Source organism: Granulicella sp. WH15 (assembly GCF_009914315.1).
Taxonomy (GTDB): domain Bacteria; phylum Acidobacteriota; class Terriglobia; order Terriglobales; family Acidobacteriaceae; genus Edaphobacter.
Map to the genome: position 1 here is coordinate 346,165 of NZ_CP042596.1, position 21,920 is coordinate 368,084.

Consider the following 21,920-nt stretch of genomic DNA (forward strand, 5'->3'; position numbering starts at 1 on the left):
GCGATGCAGGGCGGCAAACACATTCATCTGATTGGCATCTGCGGCACGGCGATGGCCTCGCTGGCCGGTATGTTGCAGGCGGTAGGGCACCGGGTCACAGGCTCGGACAACGCCGCTTACCCGCCGATGAGCGAGCAGCTCGCGGCCATGAAGATCCCGGTGTACGAGCCGTATCGCGAGGCTAACCTTGAGCCAAGGCCGGACCTGGTGGTGGTGGGGAACGCGATCTCTCGCGGCAACGCCGAGCTGGAGTACGTGCTGGACCAGCGCATCCCGTTCTGCTCCATGGCGGCGATCCTGCACGATGAGTTCCTGCTGGGCCGCGAGCCGTTGGTGGTCGCGGGCACGCACGGCAAGACCACCACGACCAGTATGCTGGCGTGGATCTATGAAGTTGCTTCGCGTACTAATCCTGAGCTGGCACCTTCGTTCCTGATCGGCGGCGTGGCCGAGAACTTCGGCACGAGCTTCATGGTGCGGGATACGCACCCGTTTCTGATCGAGGGCGATGAGTACGACACGGCCTTCTTCGACAAGGGGCCGAAGTTCCTGCACTACTTTCCCGACGCTGCCATCCTGACGCACGTGGAGTTCGATCACGCCGATATCTACGCGGATCTGCCCGCGGTGAAGACCGCGTTCAAGCGGCTGGTCAACCTGATTCCGCGGCGTGGGCGGTTAGTGGCTTTTGACGGAAGTGAAAACGTAACTGAATGTGTTGCAAAAGCATTTTGCACTGTGGAGCGTTACGGATTCGCAGTAGACTCGCACTGGCGTGTAAGCGGGATGCGTCACGACGCAACGGGAACGCACTGGGAGATCGCACGCGCCGGAGAGCCCTTCGCCAGCATGACGCTGCCGATGCCGGGCGAGCATAACGCGCTGAATGCCACGGCTGCTGCGGCTCTGGCGGCGGGGCAGGGTGTGCCGGTGGCGGCCATCGTCGAGGCCATCGCGAGCTTCCGTAGCGTGAAGCGGCGTCTGGAGGTTCGCGCGGAGGTCGGCGGGATCACCGTGATCGACGACTTCGCGCATCATCCGACGGCGATTCGTGAGACCCTGCGGGCGCTGCGAAGTGCCTATCCGGGGCGTCGCCTATGGGCGGTGCTGGAGCCGCGTTCGAACACGCTGCGGCGCAACGTCTTCGAGGACGCGCTGGTGGAGAGCCTGGCGCTGGCCGATGAGGTGGTGCTGGCGGCGGTCTACCAGTCGGGCAACATCCCAGAGGCGGAGCGTCTGGTGCCGGAGACGGTGGCTGCGCGGCTGCATGGGCAGGGAACGCCCGCAGAGGTGCACGAGGATGCAGCGGCGATTGTGGCGGCGATTGCGCCACGGCTGCTGAGCGGAGACGTGGTAGCGATTCTTTCCAACGGCGGCTTCGGCGGGATCTACCGCTTGCTACCCGAGGCTCTGGAGTCGCGCTAAAGCAACACGGGTGAGATATCCTTAACTACGGGATGTTTTCAACTTTCAAGCTGCTGTTTGTGTATCTAACCCTGGGGCCGTTAGCCGGGATCGTGGGGATTCCATACTCGTTTTTGCGGCGAGACATCAGCCTCCTGTACCGGGTGGCGATGTGGATCGTACGCACCGGCCTGAACGCGGGCGGCATACGGGTGGAGGTCACGGGGCGGGAGAATATTCCCGCGGGCAAGAGCTGCATCTTTATGAGCAACCACGTCTCGAACCTCGACCCGCCGGTGCTGATGCCGATCCTGCCGGGGCGCTCGTCCGTGCTGCTGAAGAAGGAGCTGATGAGGATTCCGATCCTGGGCACGGCCATGCGCATGGGCAAGTTCGTGCCGGTGGAGCGCGGGTCGCGGCGGGAGGCGGCGCAGGCCAGCGTGCTGGCCGCTGGCGAGGCACTGCGCGAAGGGCTGCATATGCTGGTCTTTCCCGAGGGGACGCGATCGAAGGACGGCCATCTGGCGACCTTCAAAAAGGGGCCGTTCTATCTGGCCAAGGAGACCGGCGCGCCCATTGTGCCCATTGCGATCTCGGGCACCGAGCGGTTGATGCGCAAGGGGAGCGCGCTGATTACGCCGGGCGTGGTGCGGGTGCAGATGCTGGCGGCCATCGAGCCGGAGGATTACCCAACGCGTGAAGCTCTGTTGGTGGCCGTGCGGCAGGCTATTGCGGATGCCCTGCCGAGCGAGATGAAGCCTCTGCTCTAGCTGCCTAAAGCGTCGTGCAAGTTCTAGAAAAATTGGTGCGAAAGGGGGGACTTGAACCCCCACGGATTGCTCCGCCAGATCCTAAGTCTGGTGCGTCTGCCAATTTCGCCACTTTCGCACGGTGGTTCCAGCGGCGGCTCGATACCGCATGGACAAGTTAATTGTACCGTGCCAACCGGGCTGCTCTCCGGCGCTCTGGCTTTTCGTTGTTTTTTTATGTTAGAACCTCTCGGCAGGGTGGTGGGAGTGCATCTCAATGCCAGCGGAGCGTATCAATGGCCCGCGCCTGAGTTTTATACCCCGGAAAGTTCTGGAAACTTCAAGGAGAAGCAATGGAAAAGGGAAGCTGCGATATCGGCCTGATCGGCCTGGCCGTGATGGGACAGAATCTGGTCCTGAACATGAACGACCACGGGTTCAAGGTGGCCGTTTTTAACCGCACTGTCTCCAAGGTGGATGACTTTCTCAACGACGAGGCCAAGGGAACGCCGATCGCCGGTGCTCACTCGATCGAGGAGCTGTGCGGCCTGCTGAAGTCGCCGCGGCGCGTGATGCTGATGGTGAAGGCGGGCGAGATCGTGGACCACACCATCGAGCAGATTGTGCCCTTCCTCGAAAAGGGCGACATTATCATCGACGGTGGCAACTCGCTCTACACCGACTCGACCCGGAGGACGAAGGAGCTGGCGGAGAAGGGGATTCTGTTCATCGGCACGGGCGTCTCGGGTGGTGAGGAGGGTGCGCGGTTCGGCCCGTCGATCATGCCCGGCGGCAACCCCGCCGCGTGGCCGCACGTGAAGGATATCTTCCAGGCCATCGCGGCCAAGGTGGAGGACGGCACGCCGTGCTGCGACTGGGTGGGCGAGGACGGCGCGGGCCACTACGTGAAGATGGTCCACAACGGTATCGAGTACGGCGACATGCAACTGATCGGCGAGGCTTACCAGCTCTTGCAGGACGGGCTGGGGCTGACGCCGGACGAACTGGCCGAGGTCTTCACCGACTGGAACAAGGGCGAGCTGGACAGCTTCCTGATCGAGATTACGGCGAAGATCTTCGCCAAGAAGGACGACGACGGCAAGACCCCGATGGTGGACGTGATCCTGGACACGGCCGGGCAAAAGGGCACGGGCAAGTGGACGGCGATCGCGGCACTGGACGTGGGGATGCCGCTGACGTTGATCGGCGAGAGTGTCTTTGCGCGCTGCCTCTCCGCGATCAAGGAGCAGCGCATGCAGGCTGCGAAGGTGCTGACCGGACCGGCGAAGCAGACCATCAGCCCGGAGCACAAGGCGGAGTTCATCGAAGAGGTGCGGCGGGCGCTCTACTGCTCCAAGATCATCAGCTACGCGCAGGGTTACATGCTGCTGCGCGCCGCCGAAAAAGAGCAGGGTTGGACCTTGAACATGGGTGGCGTGGCGCTGATGTGGCGCGGTGGCTGCATCATTCGCTCGGCGTTCCTGGGCGACATCAAGAAAGCCTTCGACAAGGACCCGAAGCTGGAGAATCTGCTGCTGGCCGAGTTCTTCTCGAGTGCTCTGAACAAGTACGAGGCGAGCTGGCGCAAGGCACAGATCCACGCGGTTGAGATGGGCGTGCCGACGCCCGCGTTTTCGAGTGCGCTGGCGTTCTACGACGGCTACCGCACGGAACGTTTGCCCGCGAACCTGTTGCAGGCTCAGCGCGACTTCTTCGGCGCGCATACGTACGAGCGTGTGGACAAGCCCCGGGGCGAGTTCTTCCACACCAACTGGACCGGGCACGGAGGGCGGGTCGCTTCTTCTACCTATAACGCGTAGAGGGGGCGTTCACAGGCCTTTCCAGAGTTTCGCGCGGTCCTCGCGCTGGTCGGAAGAGATTTCTCTTCCGACCAGCGGGAGACCCCATGCGAATCATTCCCCCATACCGTCCCGAGAACCGCACGAAGTGCCCTAGCGAAGGTGCTGCCAGGCGTCCCAGACGTAGGTGCCGACGATGCTGGCGGTGGCCAGTCCGGCCGCGCCTCCAAAGAGGTTCACGATCGGGGTCAGACGGTTGACGCGGCGGACAAGGTCCTGTTGCTCATTCTGTTCGTTAGTGTTGACGCCTTCGCTGAGGAAAAGCTGTTCATCCTCATAACGGGTGAGTTGGCCGCGATACACGAGCAGCGCCAGGAAGCAGGCTGCCAGTACCGCCCAGACGGTGAGCAAGATCTGGTTCGTGCTCATATGGATCCTCCCCCCTTGTCGGGGTGCAACGTTGGTCGGCCGGTCCGGGATACAGGGCGGGCGGGTGAAACTCGCGACCAGGGGAGGGGGGAGTTTCGCGGGCCCGGAGGGTACACTGGGCCGTCCGGCTGGAAGCATACGCCTGTTGGGGAGCGGTGCGCTACGGAATTTGCGATTATTTTGCGGGAATCAGTGCGCCATCAGATGGAAGACGTAGGCGACGGTGGCCATGGCTCCGAGCGCGATCAGGATAAGGCCGAGAATGAAGAAAGCAGCCTGCTTACGCGCCTTTTCGGTCGGCTGGGTGATGCCGAAGGTGTTGATGAAGGCATCGGCGAGGAAGTAGAGCAGAGCCATGGACCCATTATGCGGGCAGCGGTGCAGGCTTTGCATCCATTTTCTGGCGGGCGCATCTAGAATTTTGTGAGTGTTAATCGGCTTGCTGTGCGTGTTGCCGAGGAATACACTTGAATGCAGACATATTTTGTCGCATATGCCGTTTCTAAGGAGAGTCATCCATGTCCACCGCTACTGTTACCCCCGAGGTTGTTGAAGCGCCGGCAGCGGCCGTCAAGCCGGTTGTGCTGACCGCCCAGGCGATCGCCAAGGTTCGGGAGATCATGTCGACGCAGGATCCAATTCCTGCCGGGCTGCGCATCGGCGTCGTCGGCGGCGGATGTTCGGGCTTCCAGTACTCGATGTCGTTCGAGAACGCGAGCGGCATGATGGACAAGGTGATGAAGTTCGACGACCTGAAGGTCTTCGTGGACGCGACCAGCGCCATGTACCTGAACGGCTGCGTGGTCGACTACGTCGAGACGCTCGAGGCCGCCGGCTTCAAGTTCGAGAACCCGACCGTGAAGAGCACCTGCGGCTGCGGCTCCAGCTTCAGCGTCTAAATTCGATTTCAGGTTCCATATTGAAGAGCACCGCCGGCCCACTTCGGGCTGGCGGTGCTTTTTCATTTTGAGGTCGGTTATTCTGCTTGACGATTATTCGGAATCCGATATATCGTTTTTCGAATATGAAGCCTGACGTCGCAAAACATCTACCGCTTTCCCCTGCTACTCTTCACGTTCTGCTGGCGCTCAGCAGTGGCGATCTGCACGGATACGGAATCATGCTCGCGGTGGCTCGCCAGGCGGGTGGCCAGTACAAGATTGGGCCGGGAACTCTCTATGACAACCTCAAAAAGCTAATGAGTGCCGGTTTAATCGAAGACTCGCAAGGGGAGGCTTCGGACGCACAGGCGCGTCGGACCTACCACCTGAACGAGTTGGGAGGCGAGGTGCTGGCCGCGGAGATCGAGCGTCTGGATGGGGTGTTGCGCGAGGCGCGGCGGAGTTTACGCCTGCACGAGGAAGAGCAGGCATGACGGGCCGAGGCTGGCTGTATGGGGTGATCCTATGGCTGCATCCGGCGGCGTTCCGGAGCGAGTTTGGCGGCGAGATGGCGCGGGACTTTGAGGAGGCCGTGCAGCAGTTTGGAGCGTTGGCGATCTACCGCGATGCTTTGGTTTCGCTGGTGAGACAGTGGGCGGTGCGATCTTCCTCCGAGGCGATGGAGCGGAGAGCTGTGGCTCTTCCTTCGCTGCTCGGCGGCCAGTACGTGGCAGTAGCCGAGCGAGGATTGACGTTGCTCGACCTGATGCAGGGAGCGGTTCTGGCGACGGTGGTGGTCGGAGCCTTTGGGGTAGCGATACATCCGGCTACCGAAGAGTTCCTCTCGGTCCGCCTGCATCACGACGCTGCGCTGAGCCGGAGACTCAATCCCGCGCCCGGTGTGGTGAGACATCGCACAAACCCGTTACGGGGAGGGCAGCATGGCCGGTATTAGTTCATTGCGCGTGGCGGTCGTTTTGATCGCCGCTATGTCGGCTGGTGTGTCCCAGGCGCAGACGACGTTTTCAGGACGGCTGAATGCAGGGTTGCACGTCGATCCCGACGGGATGGGAGTAACGGTCTTCGATCCGGTCGCGAGCGACGATACGACGTTGCTCGGCGTGATGGCAGGGGCTGGCGATAAGGTCTTTACCGGCGTGCTGGCGTTTCCGAAGGGTGGATCGCTGCAATACAAGGCTCTGATCGTGCGGTCGCCGAATGGGACGGACGTGCTCTATGTCGATGCGGATCGGGACGGACGATTCGGAGATGCGGAGCGCATTACTTTTCATGCGTTGAAACCAGCGGGGTTCCTTAAAGATGCGGCGGAGTTTGAGGTGTCACTGCCGGATGGCCCGTTCAAGAGCTGTCCAATGCAGGTGGGATTGGTTCCGGATGGGGTGCCCACGCCTCCGGGGCTGGCGAAACCGGGGCAACTGGCGGTTCTGTATACCTCGCTGGCGTTTGTAGAAGGGTATGCGCAACTGCCGAGGAGAAAGATGCTGGTAAGGCTTTCGTACAACTTCGACAAGCGGGAGATCGACCTTTCGAGCGCTATGGAGTGGATGGATGTGAACGCCGACGGCAGGCTGGACCTGACGGCGAGAAGCCCCGAGATGCTGCGGGCTCGGGGAAGCGCTCCTGTGTTTTCGACAGAGGGGCTGTTGCTCCAGGTGCAATCGGTCGATCTGGAGAGGAAGAGTTTTATTTTGAGGACGGCTTCGGCCACGAAGGATCGGCGTTTTCAACTGGTGGTTGGAACTACGTTGCCGGACTTTGAGTTTACGGACTTTGCCGGGGTAAAGCGGCACTTTTCGGATGTGAAGGGGAGGTATCGTTTGATTGATTTCTGGGCGACGTGGTGCCGTCCCTGCGTTGAGGACCTTCCATACCAGAAGAGGGCCTACGAGGCGTTTCATGCCCGGGGATTCGAGATTCTGGGAATGAACGGCGATGAGAGTTTCGAGAAGGCGGCGAAGATGTTGCAGAGGCAGGGTATCGGTTGGGAGCAGGCCCGGATGGACAATGACCTCTACGGGAGCCGATTTCAGATAGTCCAGTGGCCGACGATGATCCTGATCGACGAGCGCGGGAAGATCGTCTCGGTGGGGGCAGCGCAGCATCTTTCGCTGGATGGCGAACACCTGTTCTCCACATTGGAGTCGTTGATGAACGGGCGATGATTCCCGCGGGTTCCCATTGGGGCTGGTTTGACGATGACGAGCGAGCCGCGTCTAAACTGGAGATACCACAGGGAGTGAGCGGACTTTGACCGAGTTTGTCGTCAGGCTGGCGGATGAGCGGGGGCGGGTGCAGGAGCAGACCCATGCCGCGGCGACTGCCGAGGAGTTGCGGGCGCGGTTTACGCAGTCCGGCTATTACGTCTACTCGGTGAAGGCGCGCGGCGTTCTGGGGGGCAACTCCCGGAAGAAGCCGGTGAAGTTGGAGACGTTTCTGGTCTTCAACCAGCAGTTTCTGACGCTCATCAAGGCTGGATTGCCGATCCTGGGGTCGCTGGAGCTTCTGTCCAAGCGCCAGAAGGATCTGAACTTTCGGGGGCGGTTGGAGGATGTGGCCACGCGGGTCAAGAACGGAGAGTCGATCTCGGCCTCGTTCGAGGCGCAGGGCGGGTTTCCGCTGGTATACACGACGACCCTGCTGGCTGGCGAGCGGTCGGGCAATCTCGAAGAGGTCTTGCAGCGGTTTCTGGATTTCCAGCGGGTCTCGCTGACCTTTCGCAAGAAGCTGAAGGCCAGCCTGATCTATCCGGCGATGCTGGTCATCATGGTCATTGGCTTGTTTATCTTTCTGATTACGTTCGTGGTGCCGCGGTTCGCGCAGCTCTACGACCAGTTGGGCACGCACCTGCCCGCGCTGACCACCTTCCTGCTCGACCTGGGGCGGTACGCGCAGAGCTACGGTGTCTACGCGGCGATTGTGGTGGCGGCGATCATCTTTCTGCTGTCGCGGTGGATCAAAACGGACACGGGGGCGGTCACCGTCGACCGCATCCGCATCGCGCTGCCGATCTTTGGTAACGTGTGGCTGAAGTATCAGGTGGGGCTGTTCTCGCGGACGCTCTCCACGCTGCTCACCGGCGGTCTGCCGCTGGTGCCGTCGCTGGAGACGGCGGCGCGCGCGATTGATTCGCGGCAGATCGGCAGCGCGGTCTTTCGTTCGGTGGAGTCGGTGCGAGAAGGCAAGGGGTTGTCGACCAGTCTGGCGTCGACGAAGGTGTTTCCTGAACTGGCGATTGAGATGATCGAGGTGGGCGAAAGCACGGGCGCGCTGCCGCAGATGCTCAACTCGGTGGCGGAGTTCTTCGAGGAGGACGTGCAGACGAACCTGACGGCAGCGATGAGCCTGATTGAGCCGCTGATTCTGGTGGTAATGGGCGGCGTGGTGGTCACGATCCTGATCGCGCTGTATCTGCCGATCTTCAGCCTGAGCGCAAGCGGCGGCCAGTAGCACTTCGGCACTTCGTGCGGTTCTCGGGGTGGCATAGGGAAGTAATCTGTATGGGGCCTCCCGTTGGTCGGCAGCGATTTTTTTATTTCCGACCAACGGGAGGACCCAGCGAAGCAGTAAAAAGGCGTGTAAACGCCCGCCCCGCGCGCAGCGGGGCACGTCCGGCAGGACAGAATCTGTATAACGAGTTAGGCAGCGGGGAGTCTTAAGCATATGGCGGCACCAGTAGCAGTTCCGATTCCGATGAACGATATGTCCCTGAGCGAGGTGGACCGGGCACGGGCGCTGGCGCGGCGGTATCACTCGGAGTTCGTGGACCTGAAGAACTTCAAGATCCAGCACGAGCTGTTCAAGAGCGTGCCCGTGGACATGATGTTCCGCTACAACTTCGTGCCGCTCGAGCAGGCCGACGGCAAGCTGGCCATCGCGGTCTCAGACCCTTCGAAGCTGATGGTGCTCGATGAGATCTCGGGGCTCCTGGGGACGCGGCTCATCACGCGGGTGGCGACACTCTCGCAGATCACCGATCTGTTGAAGAAGACCGAGCAGTCGCAGCGCGTGCTCGACGAGGCCAGCGAGGGCCTGGCCTTCGACGTGCTCTCGAGCGACGAGAACTCGGACTCGAATATCTCCATCGAGCGCCTGACGGCGGATGAAGACATCTCTCCGATCATCCGGCTGGTGGATACGACGATCTTCACCGCGCTCGAGCGGCGCGCCAGCGATATTCACCTTGAGACCTTCGACGATTCATTGCTGGTGAAGTACCGGATCGACGGCGTGTTGCAACAGGCGATGGCACCCATCGCGCGCGAGCATCACCAGACGATCCTCTCGCGCATCAAGGTCATGAGCGAGCTGGATATCGCCGAGCGGCGCGTGCCCCAGGACGGTCGCTTCCGGGTCCGGTACAAGGGCCGCCTGATCGACTTCCGCGTCAGCATCATGCCCACGGTGCATGGCGAAAACGCCGTGCTGCGCGTGCTCGATAAAGAGTCGATGAGCGAGAAGTTCACCAAGCTCTCGCTCGACGTGGTGGGCTTTGCCGAGAAGGATCTGACACGCTTCCGCCGCTACATCAAGGAGCCGTACGGGATGGTGCTGGTCACCGGACCGACGGGTTCGGGCAAGACCACGACGCTCTACGCCGCGCTAAACGAGATCAAGAGCGAAGAGGACAAGATCATCACCATCGAAGACCCGGTCGAGTACCAGATCCGAGGCATCACGCAGATTCCGGTGAACGAGAAGAAGGGGCTGACGTTCGCCCGCGGGCTGCGCTCGATCCTGCGGCACGACCCCGACAAGATCCTGGTGGGAGAGATCCGCGACGCGGAGACGGCGCAGATCGCGATCAACTCGGCGCTGACCGGGCACCTGGTGTTCACGACCGTCCACGCCAATAACGTGGTCGATGTGCTGGGACGCTTCCTGAACATGGGCGTCGAGCCATACAACTTTGTGAGCGCGCTAAACTGCATCCTGGCACAGCGGCTGGTGCGGCAGGTGTGCGAGTTCTGCGTGCAGGACGTGCACTACACCGATGCCGAGCTGGAGTTGAACGGGCTGGTGCCTAGCGAGTGGGTGGGCCACGTCTTCAAGGAAGGCCCAGGCTGTATCGAGTGCGGCGGAACGGGGTATCGCGGGCGCTCGGCGATTCATGAGTTGCTCGAGCTGGACGATGAGATACGTGAGATGCTGCTGGCGAAGAAGCCGGGCAGCGAGATTCGCAAGCGGGCCAAGGACAAGGGCATGGCGTTTTTGCGCGACTCGGCGCTGGAGCGGGTGCGCGCGGGCATTACGACGCTGAAAGAGATTAATAAAGTGACCTTTATCGAGGCGGGACGGTAACGCGAGTTACGGGATTGGTAGGCTGAAACAGGATGGATCTGTTACCGACAAGTTTAGGAACGCGCCCGCGTCTCGCGCTGGAGATCAGGCCCGAGGGCGTGGTGGCGGCGCGTGCGGAGGATGCTGCCGCGCAGGTCACGGCGGTTGCGTACGGTGAGCTGGCTCCGGGCGCGGTACTGCCGGGGCTGAAGCACGGCAATCTCGTGAACCGTGCGGCGGTGGTCGCGGCGGTGCGCAAGGCGCTCGAGGCTGTGATGCTGCGGGAGCGGCAGACCTCGCTGGTGCTGCCCGACGCGGCGGTGCGGGTGCTGCTGTTGGACTTCGATACGCTGCCGCCGAAGCCCGTGGAGGCGCTGCCGGTGGTGCGCTTCCGGCTGAAGAAGCTGCTGCCGTTCGACCCTGATGACGCAGCCGTGAGCTATCAAGTGATGTCGAGCGCGAAGGGGATGGTGCGGGTGGTCGCAGTGGCGGTGCCGCGCGAGGTGCTGGCCGAGTACGAGGGTGTCGTGCGCGAGGCCGGGTTCGAGCCGGGAGCGGTGCTGCCCAGCACGTTGGCGGCGCTGAGCGGTTTAGGAGACGACGAGGAGTCGACGCTGGTGGTGAACGCGGGCGACAGCTCGGTGACCACGGCCATCGTGCAGGGTAATGTGCTGCTGCTGCATCGGATGGTGGACTTCGCCGCCGAGGGCGTTGAGATCGCGCCGCCGGTGGTGGCTGCGGTGGCCCCGGCGATCCCGCAGGAACTGCTGGCGCTGCCGCTGGTGGATGTCGAGAGCAGCTCCGCCGAGTGGACGATGCAGCAGCCGGTTGCGGGCTATGGTGTGCTTGACGATGACCACATCAGCGCCGAGGCGAACGTGCAGGCCCGGCGACTGCGGGAGGAGATCGAGCGCGAGTTTGCGTACGAGGCCCCATCCGCCGAGCCGGTCTCGGTGAGGTCCGCGGGCGTGGCGCGAGAGGTGACGCAGGCCGTCAGCGTAGCCACGGCCTACTTTGAAGACACCTTGCAGCGCGCGCCGGGGACGGTACTCGCTGCCGGCTCTCTGGCTGCGGAGACGCTGGGCGGCATGATCGCCGAGGCTGGGTTCAGCGAGCAGGAGGTGCGGGTGCGCGCCATGTTCGACGCCTCGATGCTGGCCGCAGGAGCAACGACGACGCGAGCCCCCATGGGCTGGCTGGCGGGCGTACGGGGGGCCTTGAGAAGCTAGTGAAGATCTCGATCAATCTCGCGACCCGCCCGTTTGTCGAGTTGCGCCCGCTGTATGCGCGGCTGCGGCTGGCGATGGTTGCGCTGGCGGTGTTGGCTGTCGGTCTGGGCCTCTGGCTCCAGACCCTGAACGTGAAGGCCGCCAAGGCCGAGGCCCAGATGACGGCGTTGCGCAACCGCACCCAGAAGTTTGAAAACGAGCGCCTGCGCAACGAGGCCCGGATGAAGCAGCCGCAGAATCGCGCGGTGCTCGACCGCTCGCAGTTCCTGAACGAGGTCTTCGCGCGCAAGAGCTTCAGCTGGACGGCGGTGATGATGGACCTCGAGCGGGTGCTGCCGGGCGGTGTGCAGGTGACCAGCATCGAGCCGCTCATCACTCCGGATGGCGAGGTGAGCATACGTCTGCGGGTAAGCGGCGAGCGCGATCTGGCGGTGCAGCTTGTTCGCAACCTCGAACGCTCGCAGCGCTTTCTGGAGCCGCGCCTGAGCGGCGAGGCTGCGCAGGCCAGCGATACCGCGAAGGTCGCGAACGTGAACACGCCGCAGGGACCGCCGAAGGTCGAGTTCGATATCATCAGCGGCTACAATCCGCTGCCGGAAGCTGCTGTAGCAGCTCAGAAGCCTGCCTCCGACGGAGGTGCCAAATGAAGCTGAAGCTGCCGGAAAAAGGCGAGCTGGCCAGTCTGGTCGAGCGAGCGCGAGAGCTGTTGAGCCAGTTGAACCTGCACTATGCGGGCGTTGGAGCGCTGGCGCTGCTGAACCTGTATCTGCTGGTCCACATCGGCTTCAGTTGGCGCGAGGCAAGCAGCCAGGATGCCGACGCGCTGGCCGCGCAGAGGGTGTCGTTGAAGACCGCCGAGATTGCGGCCAAGCCCTTGCAGGGGCTGGATGCGAAGCTGGCCAGCGCCAAGGGCGATGCGGACAAGTTCTACCAGCGGCGGCTGCCGATCAGCTACTCGCAGGTGGCGGCGGAGCTGGGCGTACTCTCGAAGAAGAGCGTGGTGAAGCTGACCCGTGTGCAGTACGCGCAGGCCCCCGTGCTGGGCGACGAGGATGGTGCGCTGACCGAGGTGCTGATGGACGCGAGCCTAAGCGGCGATTACCGCGAGCTGGTGGAGTTCATCAACGGCCTCGAGCGTGACCGGCAGTTCTTCCTGATTAATGGCGTGACCCTGACCGGGGCGCAGTCGGGTACGGTGAACCTGCGCCTGCGGCTGACAACGTACCTGCGGGCTCCGGCGTCGGAAGAAGAGATGAAGAAGGTGGAGATCAAGCCCGAGGCTGAGGACGAGGCAGCTTCTGACGCTAAGGCCAAGCCTGTGAAGGCCGTGCAGGCAAAGACGGGAGGCCCCCGATGAGCGCGGTACAGCAGGGTGGCGGTCTCACCGAGCAGCAGAAGAAGAACATAGCTGTCGTGGCTTTCGTGCTGGTCGGCGTCGGAGTGATGGGCTACGAGCTGAAGGATCTCTTCTTCGGCTCGACTCCCCCGCCCCCGCCTGCTCCGGTCATCGTCAGCAAGCCTGCCGTTGCTCCGGCGACGCACGGCAACTCCGCGACTGTGGCGGCACCGCCGGGATTTGTGGTCAAGGGTGCTCCCGTCAAGGGCGAGGCTGTCAAAGTGGGCACGGCCAGCGTCGCGCTCGACCCGACCCTGCACATGGAGGCCATGCGGATCACCGAGTCGCTGGTCTACACGGGCAAGGGCCGCAACATCTTCGCGGCAGGGCCGTACGTTGCCGAGACGGCGCTCGCCGAGGTGAAGCACGACCGCAAGCCTCTGCCGCAGCCGATTGCGCCGGTGCGCGTGGCCGACCTGGGGCCGCCGCCTCCACCGCCCATCGACCTGAAGTTCTTCGGCACGGCCTCCCGTGCCAACGGCGACCGCCGCGCCATGCTGCTGCACGGCGAGGATGTATTTCTGGCCTCGCCCGGCGATATCGTCGAGCGACGCTACAAGGTCATCACGATTGCGGCGGGCTCCATCGTGATCGAGGACCTGCCGAACAGCAACCGGCAGACGCTCCCGCTGCAGGTGCACTGAGATGTCCGCCCCGGTCGCCAAAAGGAGGCAGGACGAGGGCTTCGCTTTGGTCGCCCTCATCGTCGCCATCTTCCTGATCCTGCTGGCCCTGAGCGTGGCGGCTCCAAAGGTGGCGATGGAGCTGAAGCACGAGCGCGAGATCGAGACCGCGCACCGCGCCAACCAGTACGTCCGCGCCATCCGGGAGTATTACATCCAGAACGGCAACCAGTATCCGGCTTCGATGGAGCAGCTCGAGAAGACAAACAACCGGCGGTTCCTGCGCCAGCGTTACAAGGACCCGATGACGGGCGAGTCCAACTGGCGGCTGATCCTGGTCGGCCAGAACAAGACGACGGTAAAAGGATTCTTCGGGCAGGATCTGCCGGGCATCGCGCCGGGGATGGGCAGTGCAGCGGGTATGGGTGGGGGCGCGAACCTCGGCTCGGCGGCGGGCTCGGCCTCTGCATTTGGTGGTCCGGGCAGCTCCGGCCCGGGGGGAACTTCGGGGTTGGGGCTAGGTGGCTCCTCGAGCCCTACCAGCTCCTCGCCTACGGGTACCACGACCGCAACTGGCACAGACAGCTCCGGTACGACGAGCAGCACGGGAACGAGTAGCGGCTCGGGGTTGTCCGGCTCAGGCCTGCCGAGTCAGTCGGCGACCGATGCCAAGGGGATCGGCGGGCCCTTTATGGGCGTGGGCACGGCACGCTCCGGCTCGGCGATGCTGACCGTCAATCAGCAGGCGCACTATCAGGACTGGGAGTTCCTCTACGACCCACGCGTCGAGCTGCTGAAGGCCCAAGTGAGCATCTTTGGCGGCGGCGGCCCGCCCACGGGCGGGTCGTCGAACAGCATCGGTGGCTCGACACCCGGAACAGCACCGGGTAGCAGCGGCTTCGGCAGCTCTACGCCCGGGTTTGGCTCCTCTTCGGGCTCATCCAATTCGGGCTTCGGCTCTTCAAGCTCCGGCTTTGGGTCGTCTTCCGGATCGGGCACATCCAGCACGGGAACAAACCCCACGAGCGGTACCGGGACTACGGGCACAACGCCGCCTTGATCTAAAAGACCAAAGACAACAGCGCCCTAACGCCGGGCGGGCGGCACTTCGTGCGGTCCTCGACGCTGCGCGTGCTTTTTTACCCGACGCTTGCTAGACCTCGGCAAGAATCTCCGCACGAGGATCTTCGGGATTCAGCTTGGCGAACTCGCGCAGAATCTCCTTCGACCGCTCATCCTGCACCTTGGGCACCACGATCTTGACCTCGACGATCTGGTCTCCGCGCGTCCCCTCCCGAGTGGCTGAAGGTACGCCCTTCTCCCGCAGGCGCAGCTTCTGCCCAGTTTGCGTCCCCGGCGGAATCTTTAACTGCGTGCGACCGTCGATGGTGGGGACATCCACCTTGGCTCCGAGCGCGGCCTCGGTGATCGTAACCGGAACTGCTACATAAATATCGTCGGCCGTGCGGGTAAAGACCGGGTGCGGCCCTGCCTTGATGATGAGGAAGAGGTCGCCGGGCGCGCCGCCGTTGACGCCCGCGTTGCCCTTGCCCGCGAGCCGGATGCGCTGGCCGTCGCGGGTGCCGGGCTTGATCCGGAACTCCAGCGGTTCCTTGCGCGTAACCACGCCCGCGCCGTCGCAGGTGGCGCAGGTGTTCTGGATGGTGCCCGAGCCGCCGCAGCGCGGGCACTGGATGTTGAACTTCATCCGCCCGCCCATCTGCGTCACCTGGCCGGAGCCGTGGCACTCGGGGCACTCGATGGAGCCGCCGGTGGTGGCGCGGCCCTTGCAGGTGGGGCAGATCTCCTGGCGCGTAATTTCGAGGCGGGTCACGCCGCCGCGAACGGCTGTCCAGAAGTCCACGGCGACCTGGTACTCGAGGTCGCTGCCGTTCTGGGGGCCATTTTGGGGACCGCGCTGCGCGCCCTGTTTGCCGCCGCTAAACATGCCGGAGAAGATGTCCTTGAAGGAGCCGCCGAAGCCTCCGCCGGAGCCGTTCTGAGCTGCACCGCCGCGTCCCTGCTGGGCGTTGGCGAAGTCCGAAAAGTCGAAGCCGCCGAAGTCGAACGGAACCTCCTGGGCCGCGCCGCGTCCACCGCGTGCCGCGCCGCCGCCACCACCGTATCCACCTCGCGCTGCGGCCTCAGCCGCAGCCGGGTCGATGGAGTCCGAGTAGAAGCCGAGCTGGTCGTAGACCTTGCGCTTCTTGTCGTCGGAGAGGACGTCGTTGGCCTCGGAGATCTCTTTGAACTTCTCCTCGGCCTTCTTGTCGCCGGGGTTCACATCGGGGTGGTACTTGCGCGCGAGCTTGCGGAAGGCCTTGCGGATCTCATCCGCAGTAGCGCCCTTCTTGACGCCGAGCGTGCCGTAGTAGTCCTTGGTCTGGGTAGGTGGCATGGTCAATATTCTTTCATGCGAGACGCCGGGAGGGATCACCCGACCCGGCGCTCAGTAAATCGCGTATTCGTGGTTCATCGGCTGCTGGTGCGGAGAGTCTAGTTCCAGATCGTACGTGGGTCGACGGCCTCGATCGAGAAGGTCTGATCGGGCTCCATCTGCTGCATCCGCTGCATGAACTGCTCCGCCTCACTCTTCGTGTTGAAGGTCATGCGGTTGTAGAGCTGTCCGGCTCGCGTCTGATCGCATCTCCAAACCATCTCGTTCATCATTGGTTCTCCTTCACCAGATTGAGTTCCGTACAACTGTTTGATTCACAGCCTACCCGGTTCGACGCATCCTGCGGGCAGGTTCTACGCCGCTTGGCAGGTGGGGCACCAATAAAGATTCCTCGCTGCCATCTCCCGGCGCTCGATCTTGGTCCCGCAGACGAAGCAGGGCTTGCCGTGGCGTCGATAGACGTAGTGCGCCTCTTCCTTGAGCGGTGTTCCCGTCTTTTTGGTTGGACGATCTTTAGGCCGCGTCGTTACGATGCGGCGGTCGATCATGCCCGCTTTCATCAGAGGGATAGCGTCCTTCCAGATCGCCCGCAGTGTCTCTTCCGGTATATCCTTGCCGAGCACGAACGGGTTGAGCCTGGCCCGGAAGAGCAGCTCCGCCCGGTAGATGTTGCCGATTCCCGCGGCGACCGACTGGTCCATCAGCAGCGCGGCGATGGGTTTCTTACTCTTGCGGACCTTGGCGATGAACTCATCCGGCTTGTCTCCATTGAGCGGGTCCGGCCCCAGCCGCGCCAGCAGCTTCTCCCACTGTGCCTGTGTGTAGACGGTGCAGTCCATCGGTCCGCGCAGCTCCACCCATGCGATCTTCTCAGGAGCGATGTGGCCGGTGCCGTCGTCCTCCGAGTACCAGCCGTGGCGCTTGGCCTCGCCCGGCTCGGCGGGACGCTTGATGGCGGCGTCGTTCCAAAGCCGCAGCCGCAGCGCGCCTTTCACCGGCGGCAATGGTCCCGAGCCTTCGGTGAAGTCGCCCTGCAGCCCGAGGTGGACGTGCAGGATGCGGTCAGTGCCGAAGTCGTAGCCGAGATGCTTGCCCACGGCCATCACCTGCTTCAGCTTGCGCCCGTCGAGCAGCTCGCTGTCGGTGAAGCGGCCCTGCGGCCCATCGACGCGCACGATCTTGCCCGCGAATGCAGAGGCATGGCGCTCGGCCCAGCGATGGATCTCATTTCCTTCAGGCATCGTCGTTGCGCCTCAGAGAGCCTTTAGTTCCACACATGCTGAATCGGCATCGGCTCGATCTTCAGCACCAGGTCAGGAGCGACGCCGGAGAGTTTGCGGGCGAAGTCGCGGGCCTGGTCTTCGCTGAAGAAGACCTCGGACTGCTGCATCTGACCGGCGAACCACTGCTCGCACTTCCATACAAGATTGCTCATCGCCTAACCTCCGTCTTCGTTCCTGCTTCTGAATACAACACGGCTTTTGGCCGCTTGATGCGGTGGTATACAGAAGGGCGCTCCAGATCCTGCGAGTGGAGCGCCCTTCCTTACTGCGGTTCGTTCTAGTGCTTACTTCTTGTCGACATCCACATACTCGGCATCGATGACACCCTCGTCCTGCTTGGGCGCCTCATCGGTCGTCCCGGCGGCGGAGGCGTCTCCGTCGGTCGGGGCGCTCGCGCCAGCCTTGTACATGGCCTCGGCGAGCTTGTGGCTTACCGCCGTCAGCTTGTCCTTGGCCGCGTTCAGATCGGCGGCATTGGGCGTACCGGCCAGGGTCTCCTTGGCGGCTGCGAGAGCGGATTCAACCTCGCCCTTCTCGGCCTCCGAGACCTTATCGGCAGACTCCTTCACCATCTTCTCGACGTTGTAGACCAGCGAGTCCAGACCATTGCGAGCCTCGACGGCATCGCGCTGCTCCTTGTCCTCGGCGGCGTGCGCCTCGGCATCCTTCGCCATGCGCTCGACCTCTTCCTTGCTGAGTCCCGAGCTGCTGGTGATGGTGATCTTCTGGTCCTTGCCGGTGGCGTTATCCTTCGCCGTCACGTTCAGGATTCCGTTGGCGTCGATGTCGAAGGTGACCTCGATCTGCGGAACTCCGCGCGGTGCGGTGGGGATGCCGCTCAGCTTGAACTTGCCGAGGGTGCGGTTCTGCGCCGCCATCGGACGCTCGCCCTGCAGGACGTGGACTTCGACTTCGGTCTGGCTGTCAGCCGCGGTCGAGAAGGTCTCGGTCTTGCGGGTAGGGATCGTGGTGTTGCGCGCGATCATGCTGGTGGCCACGCCGCCCATCGTCTCGATGGAGAGCGTCAGAGGGGTCACGTCGAGCAGCAACAGATCCTTGACCTCGCCCGCGAGCACGCCTGCCTGAACCGCCGCGCCGATGGCCACGACCTCATCCGGGTTGACGCCCTTGTTGGGCTCCTTGCCGAACAGCTCCTTGACCAACTGCTGGATCTTCGGCATACGGGTCTGGCCGCCGACGAGGACGACCTCGTCGATCTTGCTCGCGTCGATACCTGCATCCTTCAAGGCCTGGCGGCAGGGCGCGATCGACTTCTGGAGCAGATCGTCGACCAGCGACTCCAGCTTGGCGCGGGTCAGCTTGCGGACAAGGTGCTTCGGTCCGCTGGCATCAGCCGTGATGAAGGGCAGGTTGATCTCGGTCTCCTGCGCGGTCGAAAGCTCGATCTTGGCGCGCTCGGCCGCGTCCTTCAGGCGCTGCAGGGCCATCTCGTTGCCCTTGGCGCTCAGGTCGAGACCGGACTCGGTCTTGAACTCGGAGATGAGCCACTCGACGATGCGCTGGTCGAGGTTATCGCCGCCCAGGTGGGTGTCGCCGTTGGTGGACTTCACCTCGATGACGCCCTCGCCGACCTCAAGGATCGAGACGTCGAAGGTACCGCCGCCGAAGTCGTAGACCGCGATGGTCTCGTCCTTCTTCTTGTCGAGACCGTAGGCCAGAGCAGCCGCCGTCGGCTCGTTGACGATGCGCTTCACGTCGAGACCGGCGATGCGTCCGGCGTCCTTGGTGGCCTGGCGCTGCGCGTCGTTGAAGTACGCGGGCACGGTGATGACGGCCTCGGTGACCGAGGTGCCGAGATAGTCTTCCGCAGCCTTCTTGAGCTTCTGCAGGATCATCGCCGAGACCTCGGGCGCGGTAAACTCCTTGCCCTGGGCCACGATGGCGACGTTATCGCCCTTGGCGACTACCTTGTACGGGACCATCTTCATCTCGTCGCCGACCTCGTTGAGGCGGCGGCCCATGAAGCGCTTCACCGAGAAGATGGTGTTCTCGGGGTTGGTGATGGCCTGGCGCTTGGCAACCTGGCCGACGAGGCGCTCGCCGGACTTGGTGAAGGCCACAATGGACGGCGTGGTGCGTCCGCCCTCTTCGTTCGCGATGACCTTGGGTTCGCCGCCTTCCATCACTGCCACGCAGCTGTTGGTGGTTCCCAGGTCGATACCGATAATCTTTGCCATATGGATGCAGTCCTCGTCGTAATCGGGCGGATGCCCTTTAATTCTGATGCTGGGCGTGGTCGCCCGGTGGTTCTGCCTGACAAAATTAGTATCTGATGTGAGTGAGTTATTGTCAAGTTATATGATGCACAATGAATAGTGCGTTTCGCCCCGCCCTGCATCCCGGCTGATAACCCGCCGTGATGATTTCTGCGGGGTTTTGGATGTAATCTCTATGCAGGGTATAAGTTACGGCCATGGCGACCAGGCGCAAATCTCGCGGCGGATACATGATCTCGGTGGTGGCGGAGATGTACGAGATCCACCCCCAGACGCTCCGGCTCTACGAGCGGGAGGGGCTGTTGCGGCCCTCGCGCAGTGAGGGCAACACCCGGCTCTACACCGACGAGGATCTGGAGCGGCTGGAGTTCATCCTGAACCTAGCGCGAGACCTCGGGGTCAACATCGCCGGAATCGCCATCGTATTGCAGATGCGCGAGCGCATGGAGGAGATGAACCGGCAGATGCAGGGCTTCGTCGACTACGTACGCGACGAGATGTTGAGCCGGATGCAGCAGCAGCAGAACCCCGGCGCGGGGTTGATCCCACTACGGCGGCAGCCCGTGGTGGTGATGCCCGCGGTCGAGAAGGCCGCGCCACGCTCCAAGACAACGAAGAAGAAGTAACTGCAAAGACTGTCCTGCCGGACGGGCCTCCTGCGCGGAGGGCGGGCGTTTGCACGCCTTTTTAATGCTTCGCGTGCTCCTCCCGTTGGTCGGAAACAAAAATTCTCGCTGCCGACCAACGGGAGGCCCACAGAAGATACCTTCCCCATACCGCCCCGAGAACCGTACGAAGTACCTTTATACTCAGGGTTGCCATGAGTCTTTCTTCTGAGCCGTCCAATCCGTCGCCTACCACGCTGAACATCACCGAAATCATGGCGATCCTGCCCCACCGCTTCCCGTTCCTGCTCATCGACCGGGTCATCGAGATGGAGCGCAAGACCCGCATCGTCGCCATCAAAAACGTCACCATCAACGAGCCGCACTTCACCGGCCACTTCCCCAACTACCCCATCATGCCCGGTGTCCTTATGGTCGAGGCTATCGCCCAGACCGGCGGCGCGCTCCTGCTCACCGAGATCCCCGACCGCGACTCCAAGCTCATGGTCTTTACCGGCATCGACAACGCCAAGTTCAAGCGCCCCGTCATCCCCGGCGATCAGCTCCGCATCGAGGTCTCCGTGCTCAACTGGCGCACCCGAGCGGTCAAGATGCAGGGCGTCATCACGGTCGAAGGCAAGGTCGTCTGCGAGGCCACGGTCACCTGCATGGTCGTCCCGCGCGGCACAGCGCAGCCCGCAGCCGCCTCTGAAGCTATCCCGGAGCCGGCCGAATGAGCGGAGCGCCGGGCACAAAGCCGGAAGTCAGCATCCACCCGACCGCCATCATCGAGCCCGGCGCGGTCGTCCCGGCCAGTTGCACCATCGGCCCCTACTGCACCATCGGGCCGGATGTCGTGCTCGGAGAAGAGTGCGAGCTGGTCTCGCACGTCGTCCTCGCGGGCCACACCACGCTCGGCCGCGGCAACCGCATCTTCTCCTTCGCCTGCGTCGGCATCGCCCCGCAAGACCTGAAGTACCGCGGCGAACCCACCCGCGTCACCATCGGCGACCACAACGACATCCGCGAGTACGTCACCATCTCGCGCGGCACGGTCGGCGGCGGCGGCACCACCCGCGTTGGAAGCGACTGCCTCATCATGGCCTACACCCACATCGGCCACGACAGCTCCATCGGCAACGGCTGCATCCTGGCCAACGCGGCCACGCTCGCCGGCCACGTCACGGTGGAGGACTACGCCTCCGTCGGCGCGCTCTGCCCGGTCCACCAGTTCTGCCGCATCGGCCGCTACGCCTACATCGGCGGCGGCACCACCATCACGCAGGACGTGCTCCCCTACTCGCTCACCTCCATCGCCCGCGACAACCACGCCTACGGTCTCAACAAGGTCGGCCTCGAGCGTAAAGGCTTCACCCCCGAGCAGCTACAGGAGCTGCGCCAGGCCTACCGCACCCTCACCGGATCGAAGCTGAACACCACGCAGGCCCTCGAGGCCCTGCGTGAGCAACTCGCCTCCGGCACCCCCGGCGAGCACGTCCGCTACCTCGTCGACTTCGTCGCCTCCAGCGAGCGCGGCTTCATCAAGTAACCACCCTGTATCAAACATGCAGTAGAAACATGCAGTAGAA

24 protein-coding genes and 1 tRNA gene are annotated in these 21,920 nt (G+C 63.2%); 17 read left to right on the plus strand and 8 right to left on the minus strand.

Going from position 1 to position 21,920, the window contains the following annotated elements:
- Positions 1 to 3: 3 nt before the first annotated feature.
- Together mpl and FTO74_RS01515 are read left to right on the plus strand one after the other, a co-directional pair.
- A complete protein-coding gene (gene mpl / locus FTO74_RS01510) occupies positions 4 to 1,425 on the plus strand; it encodes a UDP-N-acetylmuramate:L-alanyl-gamma-D-glutamyl-meso-diaminopimelate ligase (protein WP_162536563.1) in 1,422 nt (473 codons plus the stop codon).
- Positions 1,426 to 1,457: 32 nt separating this feature from the next.
- On the plus strand, positions 1,458 to 2,174 hold the full coding sequence (locus FTO74_RS01515) for a lysophospholipid acyltransferase family protein (RefSeq protein ID WP_162536564.1): 717 nt from the start codon (positions 1,458 to 1,460) through the stop codon (positions 2,172 to 2,174).
- A 33-nt stretch (positions 2,175 to 2,207) separates the two neighbouring features.
- Here the strand turns inward: FTO74_RS01515 and FTO74_RS01520 are convergent.
- Positions 2,208 to 2,292 (minus strand) — tRNA-Leu (locus tag FTO74_RS01520).
- A 214-nt stretch (positions 2,293 to 2,506) separates the two neighbouring features.
- Between FTO74_RS01520 and gnd the strand changes: the two genes are divergently transcribed.
- Positions 2,507 to 3,973, plus strand: a complete 1,467-nt coding sequence (gene gnd / locus FTO74_RS01525) for a decarboxylating NADP(+)-dependent phosphogluconate dehydrogenase (protein ID WP_162536565.1) — start codon at positions 2,507 to 2,509, stop codon at positions 3,971 to 3,973.
- A 132-nt stretch (positions 3,974 to 4,105) separates the two neighbouring features.
- Here gnd and FTO74_RS01530 read toward each other — a convergent pair whose 3' ends face one another.
- On the minus strand, positions 4,106 to 4,381 hold the full coding sequence (locus FTO74_RS01530) for a hypothetical protein (protein ID WP_162536566.1): 276 nt from the start codon (positions 4,379 to 4,381) through the stop codon (positions 4,106 to 4,108).
- A gap of 189 nt (positions 4,382 to 4,570) precedes the next feature.
- On the minus strand, positions 4,571 to 4,738 hold the full coding sequence (locus FTO74_RS01535; RefSeq protein ID WP_162536567.1) for a hypothetical protein: 168 nt from the start codon (positions 4,736 to 4,738) through the stop codon (positions 4,571 to 4,573).
- A gap of 161 nt (positions 4,739 to 4,899) precedes the next feature.
- On the opposite strand from FTO74_RS01535, the gene FTO74_RS01540 reads away from it, so the two are divergent.
- The 11 genes from FTO74_RS01540 (at position 4,900) to FTO74_RS01590 (ending at position 14,868) form a co-directional block, all read left to right on the plus strand.
- Positions 4,900 to 5,280 carry an iron-sulfur cluster assembly accessory protein gene (locus tag FTO74_RS01540; RefSeq protein ID WP_162536568.1) on the plus strand — a complete coding sequence of 127 codons (381 nt, stop codon included), beginning with the start codon at positions 4,900 to 4,902 and terminating at the stop codon, positions 5,278 to 5,280.
- Between the two features lie 125 nt (positions 5,281 to 5,405).
- On the plus strand, positions 5,406 to 5,756 hold the full coding sequence (locus tag FTO74_RS01545; protein WP_162536569.1) for a PadR family transcriptional regulator: 351 nt from the start codon (positions 5,406 to 5,408) through the stop codon (positions 5,754 to 5,756).
- Complete coding sequence (locus FTO74_RS01550; RefSeq protein ID WP_162536570.1) at positions 5,753 to 6,217, plus strand: hypothetical protein; 465 nt, start codon at positions 5,753 to 5,755, stop codon at positions 6,215 to 6,217. The genes FTO74_RS01545 and FTO74_RS01550 overlap by 4 nt, the downstream gene beginning before the upstream one ends.
- On the plus strand, positions 6,204 to 7,445 hold the full coding sequence (locus FTO74_RS01555; RefSeq protein WP_162536571.1) for a TlpA disulfide reductase family protein: 1,242 nt from the start codon (positions 6,204 to 6,206) through the stop codon (positions 7,443 to 7,445). The genes FTO74_RS01550 and FTO74_RS01555 overlap by 14 nt, the downstream gene beginning before the upstream one ends.
- A gap of 85 nt (positions 7,446 to 7,530) precedes the next feature.
- Complete coding sequence (locus tag FTO74_RS01560) at positions 7,531 to 8,730, plus strand: type II secretion system F family protein (protein ID WP_162536572.1); 1,200 nt, start codon at positions 7,531 to 7,533, stop codon at positions 8,728 to 8,730.
- A 213-nt stretch (positions 8,731 to 8,943) separates the two neighbouring features.
- On the plus strand, positions 8,944 to 10,581 hold the full coding sequence (locus FTO74_RS01565; protein ID WP_162536573.1) for a GspE/PulE family protein: 1,638 nt from the start codon (positions 8,944 to 8,946) through the stop codon (positions 10,579 to 10,581).
- A 32-nt stretch (positions 10,582 to 10,613) separates the two neighbouring features.
- The gene (locus tag FTO74_RS01570) at positions 10,614 to 11,789 is read left to right on the plus strand and encodes a hypothetical protein (protein WP_162536574.1); all 1,176 of its coding nucleotides are present in this window, start codon (positions 10,614 to 10,616) and stop codon (positions 11,787 to 11,789) included.
- Positions 11,789 to 12,436: a PilN domain-containing protein gene (locus tag FTO74_RS01575; protein WP_162536575.1), complete on the plus strand. Its 648-nt coding sequence runs from the start codon at positions 11,789 to 11,791 to the stop codon at positions 12,434 to 12,436. The genes FTO74_RS01570 and FTO74_RS01575 overlap by 1 nt, the downstream gene beginning before the upstream one ends.
- Positions 12,433 to 13,146: a hypothetical protein gene (locus FTO74_RS01580; protein WP_181955717.1), complete on the plus strand. Its 714-nt coding sequence runs from the start codon at positions 12,433 to 12,435 to the stop codon at positions 13,144 to 13,146. Before FTO74_RS01575 ends, FTO74_RS01580 begins: the two co-directional genes overlap by 4 nt.
- A complete protein-coding gene (locus tag FTO74_RS01585) occupies positions 13,143 to 13,829 on the plus strand; it encodes a hypothetical protein (protein ID WP_162536576.1) in 687 nt (228 codons plus the stop codon). The genes FTO74_RS01580 and FTO74_RS01585 overlap by 4 nt, the downstream gene beginning before the upstream one ends.
- A gap of 1 nt (position 13,830) precedes the next feature.
- The gene (locus tag FTO74_RS01590; RefSeq protein WP_162536577.1) at positions 13,831 to 14,868 is read left to right on the plus strand and encodes a type II secretion system protein; all 1,038 of its coding nucleotides are present in this window, start codon (positions 13,831 to 13,833) and stop codon (positions 14,866 to 14,868) included.
- Between the two features lie 93 nt (positions 14,869 to 14,961).
- Here FTO74_RS01590 and FTO74_RS01595 read toward each other — a convergent pair whose 3' ends face one another.
- From FTO74_RS01595 to dnaK, 5 genes are all read right to left on the minus strand, one after another.
- Positions 14,962 to 16,206 (minus strand): J domain-containing protein, encoded by a 1,245-nt coding sequence (locus FTO74_RS01595; protein ID WP_162536578.1) that lies wholly within the window; start codon positions 16,204 to 16,206, stop codon positions 14,962 to 14,964.
- A 98-nt stretch (positions 16,207 to 16,304) separates the two neighbouring features.
- Positions 16,305 to 16,478: a hypothetical protein gene (locus tag FTO74_RS01600; protein ID WP_162536579.1), complete on the minus strand. Its 174-nt coding sequence runs from the start codon at positions 16,476 to 16,478 to the stop codon at positions 16,305 to 16,307.
- Positions 16,479 to 16,559: 81 nt separating this feature from the next.
- Positions 16,560 to 17,447 carry an Fpg/Nei family DNA glycosylase gene (locus tag FTO74_RS01605; RefSeq protein ID WP_162536580.1) on the minus strand — a complete coding sequence of 296 codons (888 nt, stop codon included), beginning with the start codon at positions 17,445 to 17,447 and terminating at the stop codon, positions 16,560 to 16,562.
- 23 nt (positions 17,448 to 17,470) lie between these two features.
- A complete protein-coding gene (locus FTO74_RS19345) occupies positions 17,471 to 17,641 on the minus strand; it encodes a hypothetical protein (protein WP_174242204.1) in 171 nt (56 codons plus the stop codon).
- A gap of 132 nt (positions 17,642 to 17,773) precedes the next feature.
- Entirely contained in the window at positions 17,774 to 19,687 is a 1,914-nt protein-coding gene (gene dnaK, locus FTO74_RS01610; RefSeq protein ID WP_162536581.1) for a molecular chaperone DnaK, read from the minus strand.
- A gap of 236 nt (positions 19,688 to 19,923) precedes the next feature.
- Between dnaK and FTO74_RS01615 the strand changes: the two genes are divergently transcribed.
- From FTO74_RS01615 to lpxA, 3 genes are all read left to right on the plus strand, one after another.
- Positions 19,924 to 20,352: a helix-turn-helix transcriptional regulator gene (locus tag FTO74_RS01615; RefSeq protein ID WP_162536582.1), complete on the plus strand. Its 429-nt coding sequence runs from the start codon at positions 19,924 to 19,926 to the stop codon at positions 20,350 to 20,352.
- Positions 20,353 to 20,546: 194 nt separating this feature from the next.
- Complete coding sequence (fabZ, locus tag FTO74_RS01620) at positions 20,547 to 21,068, plus strand: 3-hydroxyacyl-ACP dehydratase FabZ (protein ID WP_162536583.1); 522 nt, start codon at positions 20,547 to 20,549, stop codon at positions 21,066 to 21,068.
- Entirely contained in the window at positions 21,065 to 21,880 is an 816-nt protein-coding gene (gene lpxA / locus FTO74_RS01625; protein WP_162536584.1) for an acyl-ACP--UDP-N-acetylglucosamine O-acyltransferase, read from the plus strand. Before fabZ ends, lpxA begins: the two co-directional genes overlap by 4 nt.
- Positions 21,881 to 21,920: the final 40 nt, after the last annotated feature.

What these genes read in the sequence shown, in the direction of transcription:
- FTO74_RS01590 (WP_162536577.1), top strand. Translation starts at nt 13,831, where the DNA reads ATGTCCGCCCCGGTCGCCAAAAGGAGGCAGGACGAGGGCTTCGCTTTG.
- FTO74_RS01555 (WP_162536571.1), top strand. Translation starts at nt 6,204, where the DNA reads ATGGCCGGTATTAGTTCATTGCGCGTGGCGGTCGTTTTGATCGCCGCT.
- FTO74_RS01600 (WP_162536579.1), bottom strand. Translation starts at nt 16,478, where the DNA reads ATGATGAACGAGATGGTTTGGAGATGCGATCAGACGCGAGCCGGACAG.
- FTO74_RS01545 (WP_162536569.1), top strand. Translation starts at nt 5,406, where the DNA reads ATGAAGCCTGACGTCGCAAAACATCTACCGCTTTCCCCTGCTACTCTT.
- dnaK (WP_162536581.1), bottom strand. Translation starts at nt 19,687, where the DNA reads ATGGCAAAGATTATCGGTATCGACCTGGGAACCACCAACAGCTGCGTG.
- FTO74_RS01530 (WP_162536566.1), bottom strand. Translation starts at nt 4,381, where the DNA reads ATGAGCACGAACCAGATCTTGCTCACCGTCTGGGCGGTACTGGCAGCC.
- FTO74_RS19345 (WP_174242204.1), bottom strand. Translation starts at nt 17,641, where the DNA reads ATGAGCAATCTTGTATGGAAGTGCGAGCAGTGGTTCGCCGGTCAGATG.
- FTO74_RS01585 (WP_162536576.1), top strand. Translation starts at nt 13,143, where the DNA reads ATGAGCGCGGTACAGCAGGGTGGCGGTCTCACCGAGCAGCAGAAGAAG.
- FTO74_RS01550 (WP_162536570.1), top strand. Translation starts at nt 5,753, where the DNA reads ATGACGGGCCGAGGCTGGCTGTATGGGGTGATCCTATGGCTGCATCCG.
- FTO74_RS01615 (WP_162536582.1), top strand. Translation starts at nt 19,924, where the DNA reads ATGGCGACCAGGCGCAAATCTCGCGGCGGATACATGATCTCGGTGGTG.
- FTO74_RS01565 (WP_162536573.1), top strand. Translation starts at nt 8,944, where the DNA reads ATGGCGGCACCAGTAGCAGTTCCGATTCCGATGAACGATATGTCCCTG.
- mpl (WP_162536563.1), top strand. Translation starts at nt 4, where the DNA reads ATGCAGGGCGGCAAACACATTCATCTGATTGGCATCTGCGGCACGGCG.
- FTO74_RS01570 (WP_162536574.1), top strand. Translation starts at nt 10,614, where the DNA reads ATGGATCTGTTACCGACAAGTTTAGGAACGCGCCCGCGTCTCGCGCTG.
- lpxA (WP_162536584.1), top strand. Translation starts at nt 21,065, where the DNA reads ATGAGCGGAGCGCCGGGCACAAAGCCGGAAGTCAGCATCCACCCGACC.
- FTO74_RS01535 (WP_162536567.1), bottom strand. Translation starts at nt 4,738, where the DNA reads ATGGCTCTGCTCTACTTCCTCGCCGATGCCTTCATCAACACCTTCGGC.
- FTO74_RS01515 (WP_162536564.1), top strand. Translation starts at nt 1,458, where the DNA reads ATGTTTTCAACTTTCAAGCTGCTGTTTGTGTATCTAACCCTGGGGCCG.
- FTO74_RS01595 (WP_162536578.1), bottom strand. Translation starts at nt 16,206, where the DNA reads ATGCCACCTACCCAGACCAAGGACTACTACGGCACGCTCGGCGTCAAG.
- FTO74_RS01580 (WP_181955717.1), top strand. Translation starts at nt 12,433, where the DNA reads ATGAAGCTGAAGCTGCCGGAAAAAGGCGAGCTGGCCAGTCTGGTCGAG.
- FTO74_RS01605 (WP_162536580.1), bottom strand. Translation starts at nt 17,447, where the DNA reads ATGCCTGAAGGAAATGAGATCCATCGCTGGGCCGAGCGCCATGCCTCT.
- gnd (WP_162536565.1), top strand. Translation starts at nt 2,507, where the DNA reads ATGGAAAAGGGAAGCTGCGATATCGGCCTGATCGGCCTGGCCGTGATG.
- FTO74_RS01540 (WP_162536568.1), top strand. Translation starts at nt 4,900, where the DNA reads ATGTCCACCGCTACTGTTACCCCCGAGGTTGTTGAAGCGCCGGCAGCG.
- fabZ (WP_162536583.1), top strand. Translation starts at nt 20,547, where the DNA reads ATGAGTCTTTCTTCTGAGCCGTCCAATCCGTCGCCTACCACGCTGAAC.